At 66.7% G+C, this 20,706-nt stretch carries 21 protein-coding genes; 13 read left to right on the top strand and 8 right to left on the bottom strand.

Features of this window, described 5'->3' with window-relative positions; genetic code table 11:
* From HX774_RS17960 to HX774_RS17950, 3 genes are all read left to right on the top strand, one after another.
* A partial coding sequence (locus HX774_RS17960; protein ID WP_178828820.1) for a zinc-binding dehydrogenase occupies nt 1-591 on the top strand: 591 nt, incomplete at its 5' end.
* A 177-nt stretch (nt 592-768) separates the two neighbouring features.
* Nucleotides 769-2,400, top strand: a complete 1,632-nt coding sequence (locus HX774_RS17955; RefSeq protein WP_178828819.1) for an AMP-binding protein — start codon at nt 769-771, stop codon at nt 2,398-2,400.
* A gap of 142 nt (nt 2,401-2,542) precedes the next feature.
* Entirely contained in the window at nt 2,543-3,439 is an 897-nt protein-coding gene (locus tag HX774_RS17950) for a fumarylacetoacetate hydrolase family protein (protein WP_178828818.1), read from the top strand.
* Here the strand turns inward: HX774_RS17950 and HX774_RS17945 are convergent.
* Nucleotides 3,436-4,209, bottom strand: coding sequence for an SDR family NAD(P)-dependent oxidoreductase (locus tag HX774_RS17945; RefSeq protein ID WP_178828817.1), 774 nt, complete (start codon nt 4,207-4,209; stop codon nt 3,436-3,438). The genes HX774_RS17950 and HX774_RS17945 overlap by 4 nt on opposite strands.
* A 248-nt stretch (nt 4,210-4,457) precedes the next feature.
* Here HX774_RS17945 and HX774_RS17940 point away from each other — a divergent pair, with 248 nt between their 5' ends.
* Nucleotides 4,458-6,917: a TonB-dependent receptor gene (locus tag HX774_RS17940; RefSeq protein ID WP_178828816.1), complete on the top strand. Its 2,460-nt coding sequence runs from the start codon at nt 4,458-4,460 to the stop codon at nt 6,915-6,917.
* A gap of 263 nt (nt 6,918-7,180) precedes the next feature.
* On the opposite strand, the gene HX774_RS17935 is transcribed toward HX774_RS17940, so the two are convergent.
* Together HX774_RS17935 and HX774_RS17930 are read right to left on the bottom strand one after the other, a co-directional pair.
* Nucleotides 7,181-8,458 (bottom strand): cytochrome P450, encoded by a 1,278-nt coding sequence (locus tag HX774_RS17935; protein ID WP_178828815.1) that lies wholly within the window; start codon nt 8,456-8,458, stop codon nt 7,181-7,183.
* A 106-nt stretch (nt 8,459-8,564) separates the two neighbouring features.
* Nucleotides 8,565-8,978 carry a limonene-1,2-epoxide hydrolase family protein gene (locus tag HX774_RS17930; protein ID WP_178828814.1) on the bottom strand — a complete coding sequence of 138 codons (414 nt, stop codon included), beginning with the start codon at nt 8,976-8,978 and terminating at the stop codon, nt 8,565-8,567.
* Nucleotides 8,979-9,097: 119 nt separating this feature from the next.
* On the opposite strand from HX774_RS17930, the gene HX774_RS17925 reads away from it, so the two are divergent.
* Nucleotides 9,098-9,646 carry a glutathione peroxidase gene (locus tag HX774_RS17925; RefSeq protein WP_178828813.1) on the top strand — a complete coding sequence of 183 codons (549 nt, stop codon included), beginning with the start codon at nt 9,098-9,100 and terminating at the stop codon, nt 9,644-9,646.
* Nucleotides 9,647-9,699: 53 nt separating this feature from the next.
* Here HX774_RS17925 and HX774_RS17920 read toward each other — a convergent pair whose 3' ends face one another.
* The 3 genes from HX774_RS17920 to HX774_RS17910 form a co-directional block, all read right to left on the bottom strand.
* Complete coding sequence (locus HX774_RS17920) at nt 9,700-10,626, bottom strand: zinc-binding alcohol dehydrogenase family protein (protein ID WP_178828812.1); 927 nt, start codon at nt 10,624-10,626, stop codon at nt 9,700-9,702.
* A gap of 80 nt (nt 10,627-10,706) precedes the next feature.
* Nucleotides 10,707-11,288 (bottom strand): 3-phenylpropionate/cinnamic acid dioxygenase subunit beta, encoded by a 582-nt coding sequence (locus HX774_RS17915; protein ID WP_218650511.1) that lies wholly within the window; start codon nt 11,286-11,288, stop codon nt 10,707-10,709.
* Nucleotides 11,289-11,325: 37 nt separating this feature from the next.
* Nucleotides 11,326-12,702 carry an aromatic ring-hydroxylating dioxygenase subunit alpha gene (locus HX774_RS17910; RefSeq protein ID WP_178828811.1) on the bottom strand — a complete coding sequence of 459 codons (1,377 nt, stop codon included), beginning with the start codon at nt 12,700-12,702 and terminating at the stop codon, nt 11,326-11,328.
* Between the two features lie 148 nt (nt 12,703-12,850).
* Between HX774_RS17910 and HX774_RS17905 the strand changes: the two genes are divergently transcribed.
* From HX774_RS17905 to HX774_RS17875, 7 genes are read left to right on the top strand one after another with little or no spacing between them, the layout of a single operon-like run.
* Nucleotides 12,851-13,069 carry a ferredoxin gene (locus HX774_RS17905; RefSeq protein ID WP_178828810.1) on the top strand — a complete coding sequence of 73 codons (219 nt, stop codon included), beginning with the start codon at nt 12,851-12,853 and terminating at the stop codon, nt 13,067-13,069.
* On the top strand, nt 13,066-14,460 hold the full coding sequence (locus HX774_RS17900) for an MFS transporter (RefSeq protein ID WP_178828809.1): 1,395 nt from the start codon (nt 13,066-13,068) through the stop codon (nt 14,458-14,460). The genes HX774_RS17905 and HX774_RS17900 overlap by 4 nt, the downstream gene beginning before the upstream one ends.
* Nucleotides 14,457-15,215, top strand: coding sequence for an SDR family NAD(P)-dependent oxidoreductase (locus HX774_RS17895; protein WP_178828808.1), 759 nt, complete (start codon nt 14,457-14,459; stop codon nt 15,213-15,215). The genes HX774_RS17900 and HX774_RS17895 overlap by 4 nt, the downstream gene beginning before the upstream one ends.
* 26 nt (nt 15,216-15,241) lie before the next feature.
* The gene (locus HX774_RS17890) at nt 15,242-16,156 is read left to right on the top strand and encodes a VOC family protein (RefSeq protein ID WP_178828807.1); all 915 of its coding nucleotides are present in this window, start codon (nt 15,242-15,244) and stop codon (nt 16,154-16,156) included.
* Nucleotides 16,156-16,968: an SDR family NAD(P)-dependent oxidoreductase gene (locus tag HX774_RS17885; protein WP_178828806.1), complete on the top strand. Its 813-nt coding sequence runs from the start codon at nt 16,156-16,158 to the stop codon at nt 16,966-16,968. Before HX774_RS17890 ends, HX774_RS17885 begins: the two co-directional genes overlap by 1 nt.
* A 27-nt stretch (nt 16,969-16,995) precedes the next feature.
* Nucleotides 16,996-17,823, top strand: coding sequence for an SDR family NAD(P)-dependent oxidoreductase (locus tag HX774_RS17880; RefSeq protein ID WP_178828805.1), 828 nt, complete (start codon nt 16,996-16,998; stop codon nt 17,821-17,823).
* A complete protein-coding gene (locus tag HX774_RS17875) occupies nt 17,814-18,527 on the top strand; it encodes an SDR family oxidoreductase (protein WP_178828804.1) in 714 nt (237 codons plus the stop codon). The genes HX774_RS17880 and HX774_RS17875 overlap by 10 nt, the downstream gene beginning before the upstream one ends.
* 1 nt (nt 18,528) lies before the next feature.
* On the opposite strand, the gene HX774_RS17870 is transcribed toward HX774_RS17875, so the two are convergent.
* Nucleotides 18,529-19,383, bottom strand: a complete 855-nt coding sequence (locus HX774_RS17870) for an SDR family oxidoreductase (protein WP_178828803.1) — start codon at nt 19,381-19,383, stop codon at nt 18,529-18,531.
* 162 nt (nt 19,384-19,545) lie between these two features.
* Here HX774_RS17870 and HX774_RS17865 point away from each other — a divergent pair, with 162 nt between their 5' ends.
* Nucleotides 19,546-20,217, top strand: a complete 672-nt coding sequence (locus tag HX774_RS17865) for a TetR/AcrR family transcriptional regulator (protein WP_178828802.1) — start codon at nt 19,546-19,548, stop codon at nt 20,215-20,217.
* A gap of 37 nt (nt 20,218-20,254) precedes the next feature.
* Here the strand turns inward: HX774_RS17865 and HX774_RS17860 are convergent.
* The coding region (locus HX774_RS17860) for a fumarylacetoacetate hydrolase family protein (protein ID WP_178828801.1) at nt 20,255-20,706 on the bottom strand (452 nt) is incomplete at its 5' end.

The following is a 20,706-nucleotide window of genomic DNA, read 5'->3' as shown; positions in this document are numbered from 1 at the left end:
GTCCTGGGGGCGGGCGGGGGCATAGGGCTGGCTGCGGTCGAGCTGGGCAAGGCGCTGGGCGCGCGGGTCGTCGCCGCAGCCTCCTCGCCGGACAAGCTGGAGGCGGCGACGGCGATGGGCGCCGATGTCGGCCTGGTCTATCCGCGCGAGATGTCGGACGTGGCGGACGCCCGGGCCTTTTCCGAGGCGATCCGGACGGCCTGCGACGGGAAGGGCCCCGACGTCGTCATCGATCCCGTCGGGGGCGCCTACGCCGAGCCGGCGTTTCGCTCCATTGGGTGGGAAGGCCGCTATCTTGTGGTCGGTTTCGCCGCCGGAATTCCCTCGATTCCTCTGAATTTGACCCTTCTGAAAGGCGCGCAGATCATCGGCGTCTTCTGGGGGGCCTATATTGCGCGCGACCCTGGCGCCGGAGCGCGCGACATGCGCGCATTGCTGGATCTCTATGTCGCGGGCAGGATCAGGCCTCAGGTCTGGGAACGCTATCCCCTCGAAGAGGGCGGGCGGGCGATTGCGCGCCTCGCTTCGCGCCAGGCGCGCGGGAAGGTCGTGGTGGAGGTCATTTGTTCTGGAAATAGAATGATGGACTGATACCAGAATTCTTCTGGACCGGTCCGAACGGCGGGGCTAGTTTCCTTCCGCGCCCGGCGATGCCCGGTCGGGCCGCGTGAGGCGTGGCTCATGGAACGGAATGCGCGACCCTGGCCGCCGTCGAGAGGCAAGAGCTCCGCAGGCGGCGGGCAGGCGCGTATGCATTAGGATGAACGGATGAATGCGATGATCGGCACGATGGAACAGGGATGGCGGACGGGCCTCCGCGACACCCCGATCGCCGCCTTGAGGCGAGCGGTCGCCGCTCATCCCGACAAGGTCTTCCTCGACTTCAGCGGCGAGACCCACACCTACGGGGACTTCGACCGGACCAGCAATCGCTTCGCTCACGTTCTCGAGGGCTTTGGACTGACGGCGGGAACCCCGATCGTCTCCATGCTCGACAACAATGTCGACGCCGTCACGACCTGGATCGCCGCCAACAAGATCTCCGTGATCAGCGTGCCGTTGAACACCGCCCTGATCGGTCAATTCCTGCGTCATCAGATCGAGGACGCGGGCGCCAGCCTGATGATCTGCGAAGCGCGCTACCTGCCTCGTCTTCTTGAGATCGAGGACCAGCTCTCGACATTGAAGACGGTGCTGGTCCGCGGCCCCTGGGAGCCCGCGCCGGGCTCCAGCCTGAACATCGAGCCTCTGGACGCGCATCGCGGAACCGACGCCAGCGCTTTCGAGGTCCTGCCCGACCCGGGCGCCCTGAACGCCCTGATCTACACCTCGGGCACAACCGGTCCGTCCAAGGGCTGCATGATCACCGGCAACCAGATGTGCCATTTCGCGCGGATGCTGACGCGTTCGGCGCCGTTCGGCCCGGACGACGTCTACTGGACGCCGTTGCCGCTGTTCCACATGAACGCCATCGCCACCGGCGTCGTCTCCGTGATGCTGGTCGGCGCGACCATCTCCTTTGCGCCCAAGTTCTCGGTGTCCGGCTTCTGGCCGGCGATCGAAAAATCCGGGGCCACTGTGGTGTCGATCCTGGGCTCCCTGGGCACCCTGCTGGCGCGCGCTGACGATCATGAAGCGATGGCCCGCTGCTTCGGCCAGGTCCACACGGTCAAGGGCAATCCCTTCCCGGAGGAGATCAAGGCGATCTGGCGAACCCGCTTCGGCGCAAGGAAGATCGGCTCCAATGTCTACGGGCTCACCGAAGGCCTGCTGACCTCCATGCCGGCCGACGGCGCCTATGCCGAGGGCTCGTCGGGCAAGGCGGCGCCCGAGCTCGACGTCCGCATCTTCGACGACCAGGACAATGAGGTTCCCATCGGCGTCGCCGGCGAGGTCGTGTGCCGGCCGCTGATGCCTGACATCATCTTCAAGGGGTACTGGCGTCGCCCCGAGGACACCCTGAATGTCATGGGGAACCTGTGGTTCCACACGGGCGATATTGGCAAGTTCGACGAGAACGGCTTCTTCTACTTCGTCGACCGCAAGAAGGACTACCTGCGCCGGCGCGGCGAAAACATCTCCAGTTTCGAGATGGAGAGCTCGATCCTGACCCATCCGGCGATTGAACAGGTCGCTGTTCACGCCGTGCCGTCGAACCTGCAGGAGGACGATCTCAAGGTGACGGCCAAGCTCAAGCCGGGCGCCGCGCTGTCCGAGGCGGAGCTGTGTCGCTGGTTGATCGAGCGCGTGCCCTACTATGCGGTCCCGCGCTTCATCGAGTTCCGACCGGAACTGCCGGTCAACCCGCAGGGACGGGTGCTCAAGTTCCAGCTTCGCGACGAGGGCGCGACCCCGACGACCTGGGATATCGAAACGACGGACATCAAGCCGGCCCGCTAGTCGGGCGGCATGCGGCGCTCGATCGGCGAGACGCGGCAGGCTCTCCGGGCCTGGCCGCGGGGCGTGCCTTCCATTCCCCCGGCCCGCCCTGGCGGCGGCCGGTCCTCGGCCCGCGGGGGCCTCAGATCCTCAGGAGGCTGAGATGCGACTCTTGTCGTTTGAACTGAACGGCGCAGCGACCATGGGCGTGCGGGTCGGCGACGAGGTGGTGGATCTGTCGATCGCCGCGCCGCAACTTCCGCAGGACATCCGTTCGCTGCTGGCCGCCGGGCCCGAGGCGCTGGCCGCCGCCGAGGCGGCGGTCGCGACGGCGAATGCGAGGGCGCGGCGTCCTCTGGAAGGCCTGCGCCACCTGACGCCGATCCCACGCCCCGACAAGATCATCGGCCTGGGCAAGAACTACATGAAGCATGTCGAGGAGATGGGGGCGGATGTCCCGTCCTTCCCCGGGATGTTCCTTCGCACGCCGGATTCCCTGGTCGCCCACAATCAGGCTCTCTGGCGGCCCGAGGCGTCCGACACCCTCGACTACGAGGGAGAGCTGATGGTCGTCATCGGCCGGGGAGGGCGGATGATCTCGCGCGAGGAAGCCCTGTCGCATGTCGCCGGCTACGCCTGTCACAACGACGGCAGCGTGCGAGCCTACAACTACATTCCCGCGGCCGTCACGGCCGGCAAGAACTTCCTCAGGACCGGAGGCTTCGGGCCTGAGATCGTCACAGCGGACGAGTTGCCGCCCGGCTGCAAGGGGCTGAGGCTGTCCACCTCCGTCAACGGCGAGCTGCGCCAGAGCGCCGACATCGCCGAGATGTGCTGGGACGTGGCCCACCTTGTCCACCTGATGTCGACGATCTTCACCCTCTATCCCGGCGACCTGATCGCCACCGGGACGCCGTCGGGCTGCGCCGCCGGCTCGCCGGACCCGCAGTGGCTGACGCCCGGCGATGTCGTCAGGGTCGAGATCGAGGGGGTCGGCGCCCTGGTCAATCCCATCGAGGACGCCCCCAGGGTCAGGACCGACCTCGACGTGGGGCTCTAGCGCACCATCATCAGGCCGCCGTCCACCGCCAGGGTCTGGCCGGTGATGAAGCGCGAGGCGTCGCTGGCGAGGAAGACCAGGACGGGCGCCATGTCCGCGTCCGGATCGCCGAGCCGTCCGCCAAGGGGGATCATCATCGCCATGCCCCGGTCGTGCGCCTCCAGCTGTTCGGGCGTCATTCCCGCCCGGGTGGCGTCGTACATGGGGGTCCACATGCCGGGGGCGATCGCATTGACAGAGATTCCGTAGGGGCCCCACTCCTGGGCGATCGTGCGGGTCCAGGCCAGGACAGCGCCCTTCGAGGCGGCGTAGTGGGCGCAGCCGCGAAGGCCGAGCGCGCCGGCGGCCGAGGCGAAGTTGACGATGCGGCCGCCCCGGTCCTTCAGGTGAGGAAAGACCGCCTGGTTGGCGATCATGGTGCCCCGGGCGTTGACGCCGACGACCAGCTCCCATTCCTCGTCGGTGATCGCCTCTGCGGGGGTGTAGCGCTGCACGCCCGCCGCGTGGATCAGGACGTCCAGCCCGCCCATGGCCGCGACCGCACGATCGACCGCCGCGCGCGTCGATGCGCGCGAGGACACGTCGCAGGTCTCGTAGGCGAAGACGCTTGAGGGCGGGCTTTCGGCCGTATCCGCCGACGGCCCCGAGAGGTCGAGGCCCGTGACCATGGCGCCGGCCGCCGCCAGGGCGCGGGTTGCACTGGCGCCTATGCCGCGTGCAGCGCCGGTGACGATGATTTTCTTGTTCGCCAGGGTGGAGGTCTCGTCCATGGTTCTCTTCCTGCGGGCTGCGCCCGATAAGTATTTTAAGTCAAACAGCTGTGGCGTTTACTTCCGCCGGTTCAGGCTTTGCGGCTCTGCGCTCGACCCCCGGTCCGTTCTGGATTGTGAAGGCGTCATTCTTATCTGAGACATTTATTCTTGCGACAGATTTTAAATTCTGTTTAGTTTTTCCTCAACACGACGCCTTCAGGCAGTCGTGAAACACGGGGCGATAGACCCCACCGGGGAGGTTAAAGATGTCGATCACCAACGGCCGACGTGTGTCCAGATCTCTACACCGCAGCGCTCTGGGGCTGCTGGCTTGTACGGCCCTTACCGCGCCTGCCTATGCGCAAGACGCCGCGCCCCAATCCGGCGCCACCCAGCTTGATGAAATCGTGGTCACGGCGCGCCGCACGGAAGAGAATCTGCAATCCACCCCCGTGGCGGTCACCGCCGTCGGCGCGGAAGCGCTGGAGCGGAACCAGGTCGCAGACGTCACCGACCTGCAGCGCACCGCGCCGAGCCTGAGCGTGGCCACCGGCGCTCCAAGCGCCTCCGGGTTCGCCTTTGTCGCCATTCGCGGGCAGGGCAATCTGCAGGCCCTCGTCTCCAACGACCCGGCCGTGGCCATCTATGTGGACGGGGTCTATATCCCGCGTCCTTCGCAGGGGCTGACCGACCTGCTCGACCTGCAGCGCGTCGAGGTTCTGCGCGGACCCCAGGGAACGCTCTTCGGCCGGAACACCGTCGGGGGGGCGCTGAACATCATCAGCGCCGATCCGACGGGCGAGTTCGGCGGAATGATCCGCGTCGAAGCCGGCAGCTATGACCAGATGGGCGCGAGCCTGGTGCTCAACGCTCCCATCACCGAGCGCCTGTCCGGACGGTTCGTGGCCAGCACCAGGGAGCGCGACGGATACGGCAAGAGCATCCCCCTCGGCCGGGACGTCTGGGATCAGAGCAGCAGCTTCTTCAGGGGCAAGCTCAAGTATGAGGATGATCGCGCCCGGGTGGTCCTGTCGGGCGACTACAACAAGATCGAGGACAACGGCCAGTTCACGGCCCTGCTCGCCTATGCGCCCCAGGTCTTCGGACCGACCGGTTCCTTCGGTCCGTTCGGCCTGGCGCCGATCCTCGACGCCTCGCTTCACCGCGACGGCAGCTTCTACACCAGCTACGCCACCGGCTATTTCAAGCCCGTGAACAACCCGAACTTCGCAACCCTGCCTGCAGAGGTGCGAGCCCTGTATGACAAACCGCTCGGCAACCAGGTCGAGGCCTACGGGTTCGGGCTGGATGCGTCGATCGACATCGGTCCGGTGACGCTGAAATCGATCACCGGCTACAGGTTCAGCGACGCGGACGGGGTCATCGACACCGACGGAACGCCGGCTCCCATTCTGACCACCTGGGCGGGCTACTCCTCGGAGCAGTGGTCGCAGGAATTCCAAATCAGCGGCGCTTTCGGCGAACGCTTCAACTATATCGCGGGCATCTACTATTCCGACGAGACGGGCGCCGAATTCAGTCGGTCGCAGAACTTCGGCTTCCTGCCCTACAACGCCGCGACGCGCCCCTATGCCGGACTGGCCGGCCAGAACTACGCGGACGTCACCAACACCTCCCTCGGGGTCTTCGGCCAGGGCTACTACCAGCTGACCGATACCCTGCGCATGGCCGCCGGCCTGCGCTGGACCTGGGACAGCCGCGACACCGTCCTCTACAACTACAGCACCTGGGGCGTGCCGGGCACCTGCAGCGTGGCCAAGCCCGACGTCGCCGGCGTCTGCGCCCAGACCCAGGAAGTCGAGTTCGACTATCCCGCCTGGACCCTGGGTCTCGACTGGCAAATGACCCCCGACGTCTTCGCCTATATCCAGACGCGGGGCGCCTCGAAGTCGGGAGGATGGAACACCCGGGCCGGCAGTCTGCCGGCGTTCGAGCCCGAAAACGTGCGCGACGTGGAAGGCGGACTCAAGGCGACCTGGTTTGATCGACGCCTTCGCACCAACGTGGCCGTCTTCCATACATGGCAGTCGGACGTGCAGCGCCAGGCTGCGGCCCTGACGCCGGCGGGGGCGAGCACCCAGTACGTTGTCAACGCGGGCGATGCGCGCGTCTACGGGGTGGAGCTGGAAGGCGCCTACCGTCCTTGGGCGGGCATGGAGCTGGCCGGCAATATCAGCCTGATGGACGGCGAGTACGAAAGCGGCACCTTCGTGGAGCAGCAGTCCGTGCCCGGCGCCAATCTGCCGGGCTGCGTCACGGCGCCGAGCGGCACCTCGTCCATCTGTCCTGTCGATCGGAGCGGCGAGGAGCTGCCGCAGTTGCCGAAGCTTCAGTTCAGCGTGGGGGCGACCCAGGTCCTTCCCACGACGTTCGGCAGCGTGACCCTGCACATGGGCTACGCCTACCTCGGCGAGCAATACTACGGGCCGGTCACCGCCTCGCCGCTGCAGCCTGCGGTGACGCAGGCCCTCTACGCCGAGACGAACAAGCTGAATCGCACGCCTGGATACGGACTGTTGAACGCCCGCTTCTCCATGCAGTTCGACGCGCAGGACGTCGAGTTCGCGATCTACGGCAAGAACATCCTGGGCGAGCAGTACAACGTGCGCCAGCTGTCCGACCTCTACTCGTCCGGTCTCGGCTTCGCCACAAGCTTCATCGGCGAGCCGACCACCTACGGCGCCTCCCTGACCAAGCGCTTCTAGCGCCCCTCTCTTTCTATATCTCTCTCTCTCTCTCGAAACTCTCGCCGCCGACCGGGCTTCCGGTCGGCGGTTTTTTCATGAACGGGCCTGAGGGAGGGGCTCTTTGCAACGGCAGGGGCAGGGACCGCGACGGGCTGGAGCCCGCGCCCGCCGCGGCGCCCGGAGGCGGCCTTGCCGGCGAGCCCCAGCCCAAGAAAAAGGGGCCTTCACCCTGAGGTGAAGGCCCCTGCGGAGCGGTTCGCGGTGGCGCGGGTCTGGAGGCCCTAGGGGGCGTCCCAGACCACATTGACCGCGTCGGGGCCGCGCAGCGATACGCCGCGGACGACCGGACGGGGGAAGGCGGGGTCCAGCCTCAGGTTCGGCAGCAGGTCGAGCAGGAGGCCCACGGCCTCCTCGATCTCCACCTTGGCCAGCCACATGCCCACGCACATATGGGCGCCGAAGCCGAAGCCGAAGGCCGCCATCTGCTTGCGGTCGATGTCGAAGACGTCGGGGTTTTCGAACACCGTCTCGTCCCGATTGGCCGAGCCGACGCAGGCCGAGATGATGGAGCCCTTGGGGATGACCACGTCCTGCAGCGTCACGTCGGCCTGGCATTCGCGCACCTTGAAGGTGGCGACGGCGTCATGGCGGACGCTCTCGTCCAACACCTTGCGCATCAGGGTCCGGTCGGCGCGAAGACGTTCGAGCACCTCGGGATGGTCGAAGAGGTGGGTCATCATGATCGCGAAGGTGCGCGAGGTGGTCTCGGAGGCTGCAGGCAGCATCATGCGGACGAAGTTGGTGATCTGGTGATCGTCGAGCGTGCGGCCCTCGAATTCCGCCCGGATCAGGCGGCTGATGAGATCCGGACCTTCGGCGCCCGAGGCCCGCCGCGCCTGGACGGCCAGGAGGGTGGGTTCGTACAGTTCCTGGAAGGCCTCGAAGGCCGCTCGCTTCGCCTCGGGATTATTGGCCATGCCGCCCAGCACTTTGAGGGCCTTGGTGGCGAAGGTCTCGAGGGCGGCCGGGTCGTTGTCTGGAAATCCCAGGACGGCGTAGACGACGTGAATCGGGAACATGACGCCGACCGTGCTCACCAGCTCGGCCTTGCCGAGCGGGATGAGCGGCTCGATGAAGGAGCGCTGGATCAGGGGGCGGATATAGGTCTCGCGCCACTCCTCCATCACCGCGGGGGTAAAGGAGGGCTGCAGAATGCCGCGCAGTTGGCGGTGTTCGTCGCCGTCCAGACCCGTGATCATCAGGCCGTCGAGGAAGGGGCCGAGGCCTGTTTCCATCAGGATGCCGCTGGTGAAGGTCTTGGTGTCGCGCAGCACCTTCATGACGTCGGCGTGCTTGAAGATGGTGTAGATCGGCCGGCCTGTATGGCCCGCGAAGGAGGCCGAGCCGAGTTCGGCGCAGATGTCGCCTTGCATGACGGGCTTGTTGGCGCGGTGGTCGCGATAAATTCTGTCGAGATCGCCGTCGTCTCCGGCGAACAGGGCGCCGACCTGGGCGAAGCCTTCGGCGAGGGAGGCGTTGGGTGCAGGCTGGGTGTTCATCGATAGTCCTTCCCGGGGTTCGGCCCGCCTCGCGAATGCGGGCGTACTCTGTTTTGGATAGAGAATAATATTCTGAGGGACTTGTCCATCAGGCGATCGGCGTTCTTCAGTCCTTGTCGGGCTCATGGCCGTGAATGGCGGCGATCGCGGACGGGTCCGTGTAGTCGCGCCAGCGAACAAGCTTGCCGTCGTCGTCCAGTTCAAACACGCCCGCGATGGAAAAGGCGGCGATCTCCCGACCGTCCGCGGCGACGAGGCGGTCGATCCGCTCGGTCAGGACGATGTTGCCGCAGGCGGCGATATGGACGGTGTCGACCAGGATCTTCGCATAACCCATGGCCGCTTCGAAGCGCGCGCCCAGGGCGAGGGCCTCATCGACGCCAATGGTTTCGGACAGGCCCATATTGGTCCATCGCGTGTCGGGCCGGAACAGGGCGCGCAAGGCCTTTTCCAGCGGCTCCGGACCTTCGGACCAGGCGTCGAGGAAGGCGCTGACGATATCGACGGGCGTGCGGTTCACGGGGCGGTCGCTCCTTGTTTTTGGCCTGTGGAACGGCGTTTGCGGCAGCGGAGCCCGGGGGAATGGGCTAGGCTTGCCGGTGCGAGCCATGATCCTCGCGCGACAAGGATTGCCCCCCGATGAGCCCTGCGATCTCCTCCATTCCCCTGACCCGCATCGATGGACAGACCGACAGCCTGGCGGACCACGCCGGCCGGGTCCTGCTGATCGTCAACGTCGCCTCGAAGTGCGGCCTGACGCCTCAATACGAAGGCCTGGAAGACCTCTACCGCACCCATCAGGCGGCCGGTCTCGAGGTGCTGGCCTTTCCCGCCAACAACTTCAACGGCCAGGAGCCGGGCGCTGACGACGAGATCGCCGGCTTCTGCCGGACCAGCTACGACGTCACCTTTCCCCTCTATTCCAAGATCAGCGTGAAGGGCGACGATATCCATCCGCTCTACGCCGCGCTGACGGCGCTGCGGCCCGAGACGGTGGGCGACGGCCCGATGCGCGAACGCCTGGCCGGATATGGCGTCCCCGTCGGCGCACCGGACGAGGTCGTATGGAATTTCGAAAAATTCCTGATCGGCCGCGACGGTCAGGTCCTCGCGCGGTTCGCGCCGGACGTCGAGGCCGCCGATCCGCGGTTGACCGCGGCCGTCGAGGGCGCGCTGGCGGCCGGCTGAGGCCGCAGGGGCTTGCGGGTCGCGGAGGAGCTCACTGTCCTCCGCGACCTGCATCAACCCACCCGGGCCGTGATCTTGGCGTGCGGGCCGCGGACCTGGGCGGCCCAGGCCTCGGCGAGGTCGGCGAACTCATGATCCGCGTAGTCGACCTCGATCGCCTGCGCCTCCTGCATCGCCAGCAGCCTGCGCCATATGGCTTCGCGGTCGGCGGGCGGCCGCTGCCCCGTGCCGATGCAGGTGAGGGTGCGAAACAGGAGGTCGCCGATGTTCAGTTCGACGACCCGCCCGGCGCCGGTGCCTATGGTGATCAGCCGCGCCCCCCATTTCGTCGCCTTGACGGCGGACAGGAAGGGCTGGCCGAAGACCAGATCCAGCACGACGTCGAATCCTTCGCCGCCGGAAGCGGTCTTCAGCTTTTCGACGTCGTCGCTTCCGCCCATGGCGACGGCGGCGTCGGCCAGGCCGCGTTCCATCAGCCTGTCGAGGCCGGCATGGCTGCGCGCGGCGGCGACGACACGGCCGGCGCCGAGATTCCGGGCGAGCTGGAGGCCGATCTGTCCCAGAACCCCGGTGGCGCCGAGGATCAGCACGCGCTCGCCGGGCTGGATGTTCGCCGCTTCCAGAGGCACCAGGACGCCGGTGCCGGCGATGCCCATGGTGATGGCGGTGCGGTCGTCGACGTCGTCGGGAACATCCCAGACCTCGGCGGCCGGAACGAGCGTCTTTTCGGCCCAGGCGCCCCAGGGCGCGACGGATCGCTCCCCGAAATAGACCCGGCGTCCGTCTTCGGCGCGGCCGACGCCTTCACCGCGGATCACGCAGGGATACTGGACCCCGAGGCGATAGGCCCCGAGGACGTCCCAGCCGCCGAGGCCGGCGGTGTCCACCGTGATCAGGACGCAGCCGTCCTGCGGGACGGGCTCGGGAAAGTCCTGGAGGACGGGGGCGGCTCCGTCGCCCGATATGACGCCTGCGCGCATGGAAAGGCTCCTGGTTCGGCGGGGGAGGCGCGCGCCGGCCGGCGCCGAAGGATCGGCGCCGGCGGCTCGCGGCCGTCGGTTCAGAGGAAGATGGCGAGGTTGGGGAAGCCCAGAACCGTCTGGTCGACGATGATCTCGCGGCGGGCCAGCTTGATGCCGTCGTCGTAGCGACGCAGCAGATCGTGGCGGACGCAGCTGAGGAACAGCAGGTTGGTTTCCTCGAAACGGCTGCGGCTGCAGAGCAGATAGCTCTTCACCTCGAACTCGTCGGGATCGTCGGTGGAGTCCACGAGGATGTTGGTCACCAGCCTGCGGGTGCGCGAGGGGGGGTCTTCGGCCCAGGCGCTGCGGGTGTCGGTGATGCGGCCGACGCGGCCCCGGATCGAGGCGTAGGTCTCGTCGAAATGCATCACCGTGCGCACGATGGACTGTGCGTGCTGGTGCAGGGGGCGGGTCTGGCGCACCGGGCAGGTGTAGCGCAGGTCGACATCGAGCCGGGCCACCCATTCGGCCAGACGGATCTCGTCCAGCAGCCAGGCCTCCTCGTAGAGGAACTCGGTGATCTCATTATAGGCGGGAGAGCCCACCGGCACGCGGTTGGGGCGGAAGGGGGCATCCGAGGCGACGCTGACGTCGGTGGGGATGACGGCGTTCATGGTCATGGTGTTGTGATCCTGATGATGGCGGCGATGATGATGATCAAGCGGGGGCGTTCATCAGTTCGCGATAGGCCAGCCACCAGTTCCACTGGGTGTCGTCCTTGGTGAAGCCCTCATAGACCAGGGCGGGGCCCGGCCAGTCGGGGCGGGGAGGGGTGGTGCAGACCGCTTGGTACTTCATCGTGATGTTGCGGGCGGCTGCGCCCTTGGCCGTCTGGGTGATGTGCGGCCAGGTGTCGGAATCGTCCTGTTCCACCATGCCGGAGGTGCCCAGCATGCGCACCGCGAACTGCAGCGCCTTCTGCTTGTGTTCTTCGGGCGCGTCCTTTTCGGCCAGGATGTAGTTGCAGAACTCCAGCTCGTCCGGACCCTTGGGAATATAGGTGTGCAACGACGTCAGGCCGATGATCTCGCCGTCGGGTTGCGGCACGTAGATGAAGGCGATCAGGACGTTGGGGAACATGCCTCCGACCTGGGGCGGGCTGTCGACCAGAAGGCCCAGCTGTTCCGGCGACAGGTTCCGGATCAGCTCGGGAAGCATCTCCTTGGTGATGCCGGGCGGCGGCACGATGGCCAACTTCTCCTCCAGCGTCAGATTGCCGTCGCGGAAGCCCGCCGCCTGCTTGAACTTGTTGGCCACGGGCATGCAGCGCAGGGAGTGGCCCTGGAGCGAACTGACTTCCGTGCCGTACATGGAGGTGGTCAGGTCGCCGTCGCCGAACTTGGCGAACTCGCCGAGCCAGCGGTGCAAAGTCAGGGTGTGGAAGCCGTCGGAGGCGGATTGCTCGCAGGCCGTCTTCCAGTTGGCCTTGATCGTGAAGCGCTGCGGCGGGCCGAGGGCCTCCAGGCCCTTGTCCGTCCGGCAGAACAGCATGTCGTAATACCACTTCATCTCGCCGAGGAACTCGTCGAACGAAGGGCCTTCCAGGTTCCAGGTGGCGAAGATCAGGCCGCCGTAGAGATGGCTCCGCGCCTGGGTCAGGCCGAGCTTCTCCTTGGGCAGGATGTCGCCGTGCATCTTCTCGCCGGCCACCGGGGCGCCGATGAAGTCGCCGTCATTCTTGAAGGCCCAGCCGTGATAGATGCAGGTGTGGACCTTGGCGTTGCCGGCGTCGGCCGTGCAGACGCGCATGCCGCGGTGGGGGCAGACGTTCAGCATCACCCGGATCGAGCCGTCCTTCTGGCGCGTGATCAGAACCGGGTCCGACCCCATCAGGCGGGTGATGAAGTCGCCGGGATTGGGAATCTCGCTTTCGTGGCCCAGCAGCAGCCAGGTCTTGCCGAAGACCTTGCGCATCTCGCTGTCGTAGAGCTCGGGGTCCGAGATCGCCCTGAGCTGAACTTCCCGCGTCTCGATATTGATCAGGTCGTCGATGGTCGTCCCGTCCGAAAGGGTCGTCCGTGTCCGGTCCAGCATGTCTTTCCTCCTGGGCGCTGAGCGCCACATAATTTTGAACAGAGGTGGCATTTCTGTATAGAAAATGCAACTCATCGATTTGTTGAGGAACGACGGGCCGCAGGCCCCCGGAGAAGTCCCAAAGGGACGCCCGGCACGGAGGAAGAAGATGAGTGCAACTGCGATCGCGCATCGCGTCGTCGCCGACCGTAGCGCCTGCTGCGGCTACGGGACGTGCGTGGAAATCTGCCCCGAGATCTATCAGCTCGAGGGCGGGCTGGTGGTTCTGACCACCGAACTGGTCCCGCCCGAGCTGCTCGAGCGCGCCATTGAAGGCGCCGAATCCTGCCCGCAGGCGGCCATCGTTGTGGAACCTGTCGAAGGATGACCGCCCCGTCAGTCGCGGCGAGCCCGACGGCGCGCGTCCGCAGCGATCGCAGGCCGCCAGGCCTGCTGTCGCTGTCGCTGATGGGCATTCCTCTGACCGCTCTGTCCCTGCCGCTGGTGGTGATGATTCCCGAGCATTACGCCACGGTTCTGGGGCTGCCCCTGGCCGTCATCGGCGTCATTTTCACCAGCGTGCGCGTCTTCGACATCGTGGTCGATCCCCTGCTTGGCGCGGCGATGGACCGGACCCGAAGCCGCTGGGGCCGCTACCGGCCCTGGCTCATCTTTGGCGCGCCGGCGCTGATGCTGGCGGTCTATCTGCTCTTCATGGCCCAGCCCGGCGTGGGGCCGCTGTATCTGCTCGCGACCCTGACGGCCGCCTTCCTCGGCTGGTCCATCCTGTCGCTGGCCCAGCTGGCTTTGGCCTCCGGCCTTGCGACGAGCTATGATGAGCGGTCGCGGGTCTACGCCTGGCTGCAGTTTGCTTCATTGCTGGGCATTCTGACGGTCATGGGCTTTCCTATCCTCCTGTCGAAGCTTGGCGAAACCGGCCTGGAGCCGACGCGCCTCATGGGCTGGATCATCATCCTGCTGATGGCGCCCGCCGTGGCCCTGGCCGCCTGGCGGGTGCCCGAGGCGGCGGCCGTCACCCAGCGTCACATCGTCGGCCTCAAGGATTATCTGGCCGTGGTGGGGCGCAAGGCGGTGTTTCGCATCGCCGCCATCGACCTGGTGTTCGGGCTCGGTTTCGGCACGGCTTCGGCGATGCTGGTCTTCTTCATCACGGCGGCCAAGGGGCTGGATCGAAGCGCGGTCGGCGTCGTCCTCATCGCCCAGGTCGTCACCGCCATGATCACCGTGCCGGCCGTCGCCTGGCTGGCGCGGCGTCTCGACAAGCATTTCGTACTCGGGATTTCGGGCGTCCTCGCCGCGGTCGTCAGCGTGGTCTTTGTCTTTCTGCCTGACGGGAACCTCCTGGCCGCCTCCCTGGGCATGATGGGCTGGGGACTGTCGTTCGGCGCCTTCAACCTCCTGCCGCGGGCGATGATGGCGGACGCGGGCGACGAGCTTCGGCTGGATTCGGGCTCGGACCAGACCGGCGTCCTCTATGCGCTTCTGATCAGCAGCTGGAAGCTGGGCGGGGCGCTGGCCGTCGGCCTGTCCTTCGCGGCCCTGGCCCTGGTCGGCTACAAGCCCGCGCTGATGGCGGCCAACACGCCGGAGGCCATATCCGGTCTGGAGATGGTGTTCGCCGGTCCGTCGGCGGTCCTGTTCCTGCTCGGCGCCTGGCTGGCCTTCACCTATCCCCTGACCCGAGACAAGCACGCCGCCATCCGCACGGCGCTGGACGCCCGCGACGCGCGGGCGGCCCAGGAAGGAGCCGGTCAGTGAGGCGTCGGCTGGAGGGGCGGGTCGCCCTGATTTCCGGCACTGGCGGCGGTCAGGGCCGGGCGGCGGCCCTCAGGTTCGCCGCCGACGGCGCCGTCATCGTCGGATGCGACGTCAACGCCGAGGCCGACGCCGAGACCCTGCGGCTGGTCGCCGAGGCCGGCGGCGTCATGACGACCATGGTCTGCGATCTCGGCGATCCGGAGGGCGCGGCGGCCTGGATCGCCAAGGCGGCGGCCGAACACGACCGCATCGACATCCTCTACAATAACGCCTCGGCCGCCCGGTTCGGCTCGATCGCCGAACTCTCCGTCGAGGACTGGCGCTTCACCATCCGCAACGAGCTCGACCTTGTGTTCCTGAGCATGAAGTTCGCCTGGCCCTACCTGGCCAGGCAGGGCGGGGCGATCATCAATGTCGCTTCAACCGCCGGATGGCAGGGATCGCGCGGCAACGGCACCGCGGCGCACAACGCCACCAAGGGCGGGGTCATCGCCCTGACCCGCCAGGCGGCGCTGGAGGGGGCCGCCCACGGCGTCCGCGCCAACAGCATCAGCCCGGGGTTCATCATCACCCCCGGCACGCGCGCCTTTGTCGAGAATCCCGCCGTGCGCGCCCAGCTGACCAACGGGATTCCGCTCGGTCGCCCCGGCGAACCCGAGGACGTCGTCGGCATGGCCGCCTTCCTGGCCAGCGACGAGGCCGCCTTCATCACGGGCGCCGACATCATCATCGACGGCGGCACCACCGCCTGCTGAAAACCTGCAAGACAAGGATCAGGACAATGGATATCCGCGGCATCGGCTATCTCGGCTTTGAGAGCCCCAATATCAGCGCCTGGCGCACCTATGGTCCGGAGGTGCTCGGCTTCGCCGTCGCCCCGTCGCCCGAGGACGAGCCCGACTCCCTCTATCTGCGCATGGACGATCGCCGCTACCGGTTCGCCTTCCAGCCCGGCCCGATCGACAAGCTGACCTATATCGGCTGGGAATGCGTCAACCGGATCGCCTTCGAGAAGGCCGTCAAGAAGCTGGAAGACGCAGGCATAGCGGTCGAACACGGGACAGACGATCTGCGGGCGCGTCGCGCCGTGCGCGACGTGGTCCGGTTCAAGGATCCCGTGGGCTACCAGTACGAACTCTTCTACGGCCAGAAGGGCGAGCCCGACTCCTTTATCCCCGGGCGTCGCCACGGCGGCTTCAACACCCATGGCCGGGGCTTCGGCCATGTCGTGGTGATCACCCCCGAATACGGTCCGGAGCTGGATGATTTCCTGATCAACATCATGGGCTTCCAGTGGTACGGCTCGGGCGCGGGCAAGGGCAAGACCGGATTCTACCGCGCCGGGCTCAACAACCTGACCAGTCATGACATCGGCTACGGCCATGCGCCGGGCCGGATGGGGGTCCAGCATATGGGCCTGCTGACGGGCGATCTGCGCGACGTCGGCGAGACCTGGGACATCGTCAACAAGCGCGGCGTCCCGGTGCAGATGACCCTCGGCCAGCACACCCAGGATCCCCATTTCTCCTTCTATCACTTCTCGCCGTCCGGCTTCGCCGTCGAGGTGATCGCCGAAACCCATCCCTGGCCGGGCGATCCGTTCGAACTCAACGCCGAGCGTCTCAGCTACTGGGGGCATGAACTGGTCGGTCCGATTCTCGGGACGACGGTCCGTACGCCTGAGGAACTGCTCTGATGGGATTGCTCGACGGCAAGGTCGCCCTGGTCACCGGCGGCGGCGGCGGCATCGGCAGAGGTATCGCCCGCAAATTCGTCCGCGAGGGCGCCTCGGTCATGGTGGCGGAATACAACGACGACTACTGCGCGACGATCCGCAAGGAACTGATCGACGAACTCGGCGGTCAGGCGGAGGTCATCAAGGCCGACGTGCGGGTTAAGGAGCAGATCCAGGGGGCCGTGGAGGCGACCGTGGAACGGTTCGGCGGCATCGACATCCTGATCAACAACGCCTTCACCCTGAGCCCCAAGGTCCTTCTCGAGCACAAGACAGACGAGATGCTCGACGCGACCCTGCACTCCGGCCTGTGGGCCGGCTGGTGGGCGATGCAGGCTGCACGGCCGCACATGATCGCCAGGGGCGGCGGCTCGATCGTCAACTTCTACTCGATCGACGTCGAAACCGGGGCCTGGCTGAACTCGGACTACAGCATCACCAAGTCCGCCCTGCGCGGCCTGACCCGCAGCGCGGCGCACGAGTGGGGCCGGTTCAACATCCGGGTCAACCTGCTGTCGCCGGCGGCCATGGGCACGGTGTTCCAAAAGATGGCGGCGGACTCGCCGGGGTTCGCCGAGCGGGTCGCGGCGATGAAGCCGCTTCAGCGCAATGGAGATCCCGAGGAGGATATCGCGCCGGTGGCGGTCTTCCTGGCGTCGGACATGGCCCGCTTCGTCACCGGCGAACTGATCAATGTCGACGGCGGCCTGCATATGCCGGGGTATCAGTCGCGGCCTGGCAACGTGGCTGAAATGGAACAACAGGGCGGCTGAAGCCGACGACGAGAGGGAGGCGAGGGTATGGCGTTATTGGATGGGAAGGTCGCGCTGGTCACCGGCGCGGCGGGGAGCATCGGGTCAGAGACGGCCCTGGCCCTGGCCGAGCAGGGGGCGCGGGTGTTGTTGACCGATCTCCGGGCGGCCGAACTTGAGGCGGTGACCGAGCGGCTGAAAGGGCAGGGGCACGACGTCGCCTGCAAGGCCGGCGACCTTTCTAGCGAGGACGACATCCGGGCGGTGGTCGAAACCTGCGTGAAGATCTTCGGCGGCGTCGATATTCTCGACAACAACGCGGGGGCGACGGGCTTTTCCTCGCGCGACCTCGACATCCCGGACATGCCGGTCGAACTCTGGGATCAGGTCCAGGCGATCAACGCCCGCGGCCCGATGCTGTTCTGCAAATACGCCATTCCCTCCATGCTGGAGCGGGGATCGGGATCGATCATCAACATCTCGTCGGGCCAGTCCCTGTCCGGCGACGTGAGCAACTTCGCCTACGCCGCCAGCAAGGCGGCGATCAACGCCCTGACCCGGCATATGGCCACGGCCTATAGTCCAAGGGGCGTGAGGGTGAACGCCATCGCTGCGGGTCTGATCATCCAGCCCGGTATGGAACAGCGGCTGCCGGCCCATATCCAGGACATCTTCCTCAGTCACTGTCTGGTGCCGCGACTGGGCGTGCCGCGCGACATCGCCAACATGGTGGTCTTCCTGGCCTCCGAGCTGAGCAGCTATGTCACCGGCCAGATCCTCTCGGTCGATGGCGGCTTCACCGCGCATCTGCCCAGTGTCGCCGACATGCGTCCCACCATCGAGAGCATGAAGAAGGCGCCGGGCCAATGGACCTGAAGGGAAAGACGGTCGTTCTCACCGGCGCCTCGACCGGCATCGGCGCGGCGACGGCGCTGGAGCTCAGCCGGGCCGGCTGCAACCTGGTCCTGACCAGCCGCCGCCTGGAGAAGCTGGAGGCCCTGGCGTCGACCCTTCCTGGGCCCAGCGTCCTGCTGGCCGCCGACATCGCCGAGGCCGGGACGCCGGAGCAGTTGCTGGCCCTGGCCAAGGAAGGGTTCGGACGCGCCGACGTGGTCGTCAACAATGCCGGCGTCATGGCGGTCGGGACGATGGACACCATCGACCTGGACGCGGTCAGCTACATGATCCGTGTGAATTTCGAGGCGGTGGTGCGCAGTTCCTACGTCTTCGCCCGCGAATTCCGCAGCCAGTCGTCGGGTGCGATCATCAATGTCTCCAGCATCAGCGCCTATCTCATCTCGAGGGCGGGCGGGGTCTACGGCGGGCTCAAGCACGGGCTGGAGGCCTTCACCCAGTCGCTGCGCATCGAACTGGCGGGCACCGGCGTCAAGGTCGGCACCATCGCGCCGGGTTCGACCTCGAGCGAAATGTTCGACAAGATGATGGCCGCAGCCAAGGTCGAGAACCCGGTCGCGCTCGATCCCGAAGACATCGCTCGCGCCATCCGCTTCATGCTGGAGCAGCCGGACCGGGCGAACATCGCCCGGCTGGCGCTCTATCCCCAGGGAGAGGCCTACTAGGTCACTCGGCGGCGAGCGCGGCCTCGCGCGCTCGCCCCAGATCCTCCATCTCGCGTTTCAGCGTGGGGTAGTAGGCGATCGCGCCCTGGAGCCCGCCCGACACGTCGATCGAGGCCGCGCTGAGGAAGCTGGCCAGGTCGCTGGCCAGGAAGAGGCAGACATGGGCCACCTCCTCGGGTCGGCCGAAGCGGCCCAGCGGCACGATCTTGACCACCATCTCAAGGAACTCCTCGCGGCTGATGGTCGAGGGCATCTCCTTGTAGTGCCGATCCCACTGACCGGTGTCGATCCAGCCCATGTTCAGGCTGTTCACGAGAATATTGTCCTTGGCCAGTTGCTGTCCCAGGAGCTTGGACAGGGCGATGCCGGCCGCGCGATTGGTCACCGAGGGAATGCCGTCGGGCGTCGGCAGGGCCCCGGCCAGGGCGTTGATGTTGATGATGCGGCCCCATTTCTGCTTGCGCATGTGCGGAACCACCGCCTGCACGAAGCGGAAATGAGCGACCTGGATATTGTCGGCGTGGTCGAGGATGTCCTCGGGCTCCAGGGTCTCAAGGCTTCCGCCCTTGCCCTGGCCGGCGTTGTTGACCAGCACGTCGACCCCGCCCCAGGCCTCGGCGACCTGAGCCGTAAAGGCGCGCACCGCAGCAGTGTCGCGCACGTCCAGGGGCACCGCGATCACCTCGGCGGCCCCGAGGGCCCGCAGGTCTCCGGCGACGGCCTCCAGGGTGTCGGCGCTGCGCGAGCAGATCGCCAGGCGCACGCCTTCCCGGGCGAAGGCTGTTGCGACGGCCCGACCGATTCCGCGGCTGGCGCCGGTTACGATCACCCGTTTGGCGCTGAGATCGATATGCATGTGCGACGGTCCTCCAAGGCATGAAACAGGCGGATCTTCCTGTAATTTTCTATACAGGATTAGCTATTATGTATCGAAATATCGTCCTGACAGGCGGGCGCGGTTTGCGTGATCGGTCCCGACCGGATACGGTCCCGCCTGAACTCCCGGAGCAAGATACGTATGACCGTCAGCGCCAGAAGGGCTCGCCCGGAGGCTCCGGTCGAGCGTTCGGCCCTCACAGACGCCGCACCGCCGGGCGCGCCTGCGCGCAAGCGCCGTGCGGATCCGCGCGCCGCCAGGACGATCGAGAACATCATCACCGCGGCCCAGAACGTGATGATGAATCACGGCACGCCGCGGATCACCGCCCAGGAGGTCTGCGACGCCGCCGAGATTTCCCGCGGGACCCTCTATCGCTACTTCCCCTCGATGGAGGCGGTGCTGGAGGCCGTAGTTCTGCGTCTTCGCACCGAGACCGACGAAGAGCTCAGCCACGCCATGGCGGGCTGCAAAACGCCGGCGGAGCGGTTCGCCGCCTTTCTGAAGTACAGCGTCTCCAACAATGAAACTCACCGCGGGGCTCAGTTCCTGCATGTCGAGCCAGCCTTCGTGCTGCAGTATTTCGAGTCGAACTTCGACCATTTCATTGCGCGGGTTCTGACGGCGCTGGAGTCGGTGTTCGACGCCTGGGAGCGCGACATCGGCGTGGTGGTGGACCGGAGCGCCATCGCCGAAATGATGGTGCGGCTGGCGCTGAGCGAAACCATTGTGTCGGCGCGCGACGGCAAGCCCCTGGCGCTGCGCCTTCAGGCGACGATCGACGCCGTCCTCAAGGGCCTCAAGGCGGCCTAGACCCCCGCCATCGCGTCCGATGGCACAGGTCCGCCGTTCAGGCCGGGGTCTTCGGGCCGACGACATTGCGCAGGGCGCCGACGCCTTCCAGCCTCACCTCGACGAGGTCGCCCGGGTCGAGGTAGCGTCCCGATCCCTGACCGACGCCTTCGGGCGTGCCGGTGAACAGGAGGTCGCCGACGCCGAAGCTCACCCGGGCCTGGACGAAGCGGATAAGTTCCTCGACATCCCAGGTCATGTCCTCTGTGGTTCCGTCCTGACGGACCTCGCCGTTGATGGTGGTGGACAGGCGCAGGGCGGGGCTTCCGGGCGGGAATTCGTCGCGGGTGACGATCCAGGGTCCGACCGGGGTGGCCCGGTCCTGGCTCTTGGCGGCGTAGAGATCCATGCCGATTCCCGGCGGGCCGCTGCGCTGCAGGTCGCGGGCGCTGACGTCGTTGCCGGCGGTGTAGCCGAGGACACAGGCGAGGGTATCGCCCAGGTCGATCT

Source organism: Brevundimonas sp. P7753, from assembly GCF_013386595.1.
In the GTDB taxonomy this organism is placed as follows: domain Bacteria; phylum Pseudomonadota; class Alphaproteobacteria; order Caulobacterales; family Caulobacteraceae; genus Brevundimonas; species Brevundimonas bullata.
Note: the sequence above shows the minus strand (reverse complement) of the source record. Positions and strands in the feature narration are given on the sequence as shown.

Bases quoted from the DNA above. Each gene is read 5' to 3' on its own strand.
- HX774_RS17955 (WP_178828819.1), top strand. From the start codon at position 769: ATGAATGCGATGATCGGCACGATGGAACAGGGATGGCGGACGGGCCTC.
- HX774_RS17950 (WP_178828818.1), top strand. From the start codon at position 2,543: ATGCGACTCTTGTCGTTTGAACTGAACGGCGCAGCGACCATGGGCGTG.
- HX774_RS17945 (WP_178828817.1), bottom strand. From the start codon at position 4,209: ATGGACGAGACCTCCACCCTGGCGAACAAGAAAATCATCGTCACCGGC.
- HX774_RS17940 (WP_178828816.1), top strand. From the start codon at position 4,458: ATGTCGATCACCAACGGCCGACGTGTGTCCAGATCTCTACACCGCAGC.
- HX774_RS17935 (WP_178828815.1), bottom strand. From the start codon at position 8,458: ATGAACACCCAGCCTGCACCCAACGCCTCCCTCGCCGAAGGCTTCGCC.
- HX774_RS17925 (WP_178828813.1), top strand. From the start codon at position 9,098: ATGAGCCCTGCGATCTCCTCCATTCCCCTGACCCGCATCGATGGACAG.
- HX774_RS17920 (WP_178828812.1), bottom strand. From the start codon at position 10,626: ATGCGCGCAGGCGTCATATCGGGCGACGGAGCCGCCCCCGTCCTCCAG.
- HX774_RS17915 (WP_218650511.1), bottom strand. From the start codon at position 11,288: ATGACCATGAACGCCGTCATCCCCACCGACGTCAGCGTCGCCTCGGAT.
- HX774_RS17910 (WP_178828811.1), bottom strand. From the start codon at position 12,702: ATGCTGGACCGGACACGGACGACCCTTTCGGACGGGACGACCATCGAC.
- HX774_RS17905 (WP_178828810.1), top strand. From the start codon at position 12,851: ATGAGTGCAACTGCGATCGCGCATCGCGTCGTCGCCGACCGTAGCGCC.
- HX774_RS17900 (WP_178828809.1), top strand. From the start codon at position 13,066: ATGACCGCCCCGTCAGTCGCGGCGAGCCCGACGGCGCGCGTCCGCAGC.
- HX774_RS17890 (WP_178828807.1), top strand. From the start codon at position 15,242: ATGGATATCCGCGGCATCGGCTATCTCGGCTTTGAGAGCCCCAATATC.
- HX774_RS17885 (WP_178828806.1), top strand. From the start codon at position 16,156: ATGGGATTGCTCGACGGCAAGGTCGCCCTGGTCACCGGCGGCGGCGGC.
- HX774_RS17880 (WP_178828805.1), top strand. From the start codon at position 16,996: ATGGCGTTATTGGATGGGAAGGTCGCGCTGGTCACCGGCGCGGCGGGG.
- HX774_RS17875 (WP_178828804.1), top strand. From the start codon at position 17,814: ATGGACCTGAAGGGAAAGACGGTCGTTCTCACCGGCGCCTCGACCGGC.
- HX774_RS17870 (WP_178828803.1), bottom strand. From the start codon at position 19,383: ATGCATATCGATCTCAGCGCCAAACGGGTGATCGTAACCGGCGCCAGC.
- HX774_RS17865 (WP_178828802.1), top strand. From the start codon at position 19,546: ATGACCGTCAGCGCCAGAAGGGCTCGCCCGGAGGCTCCGGTCGAGCGT.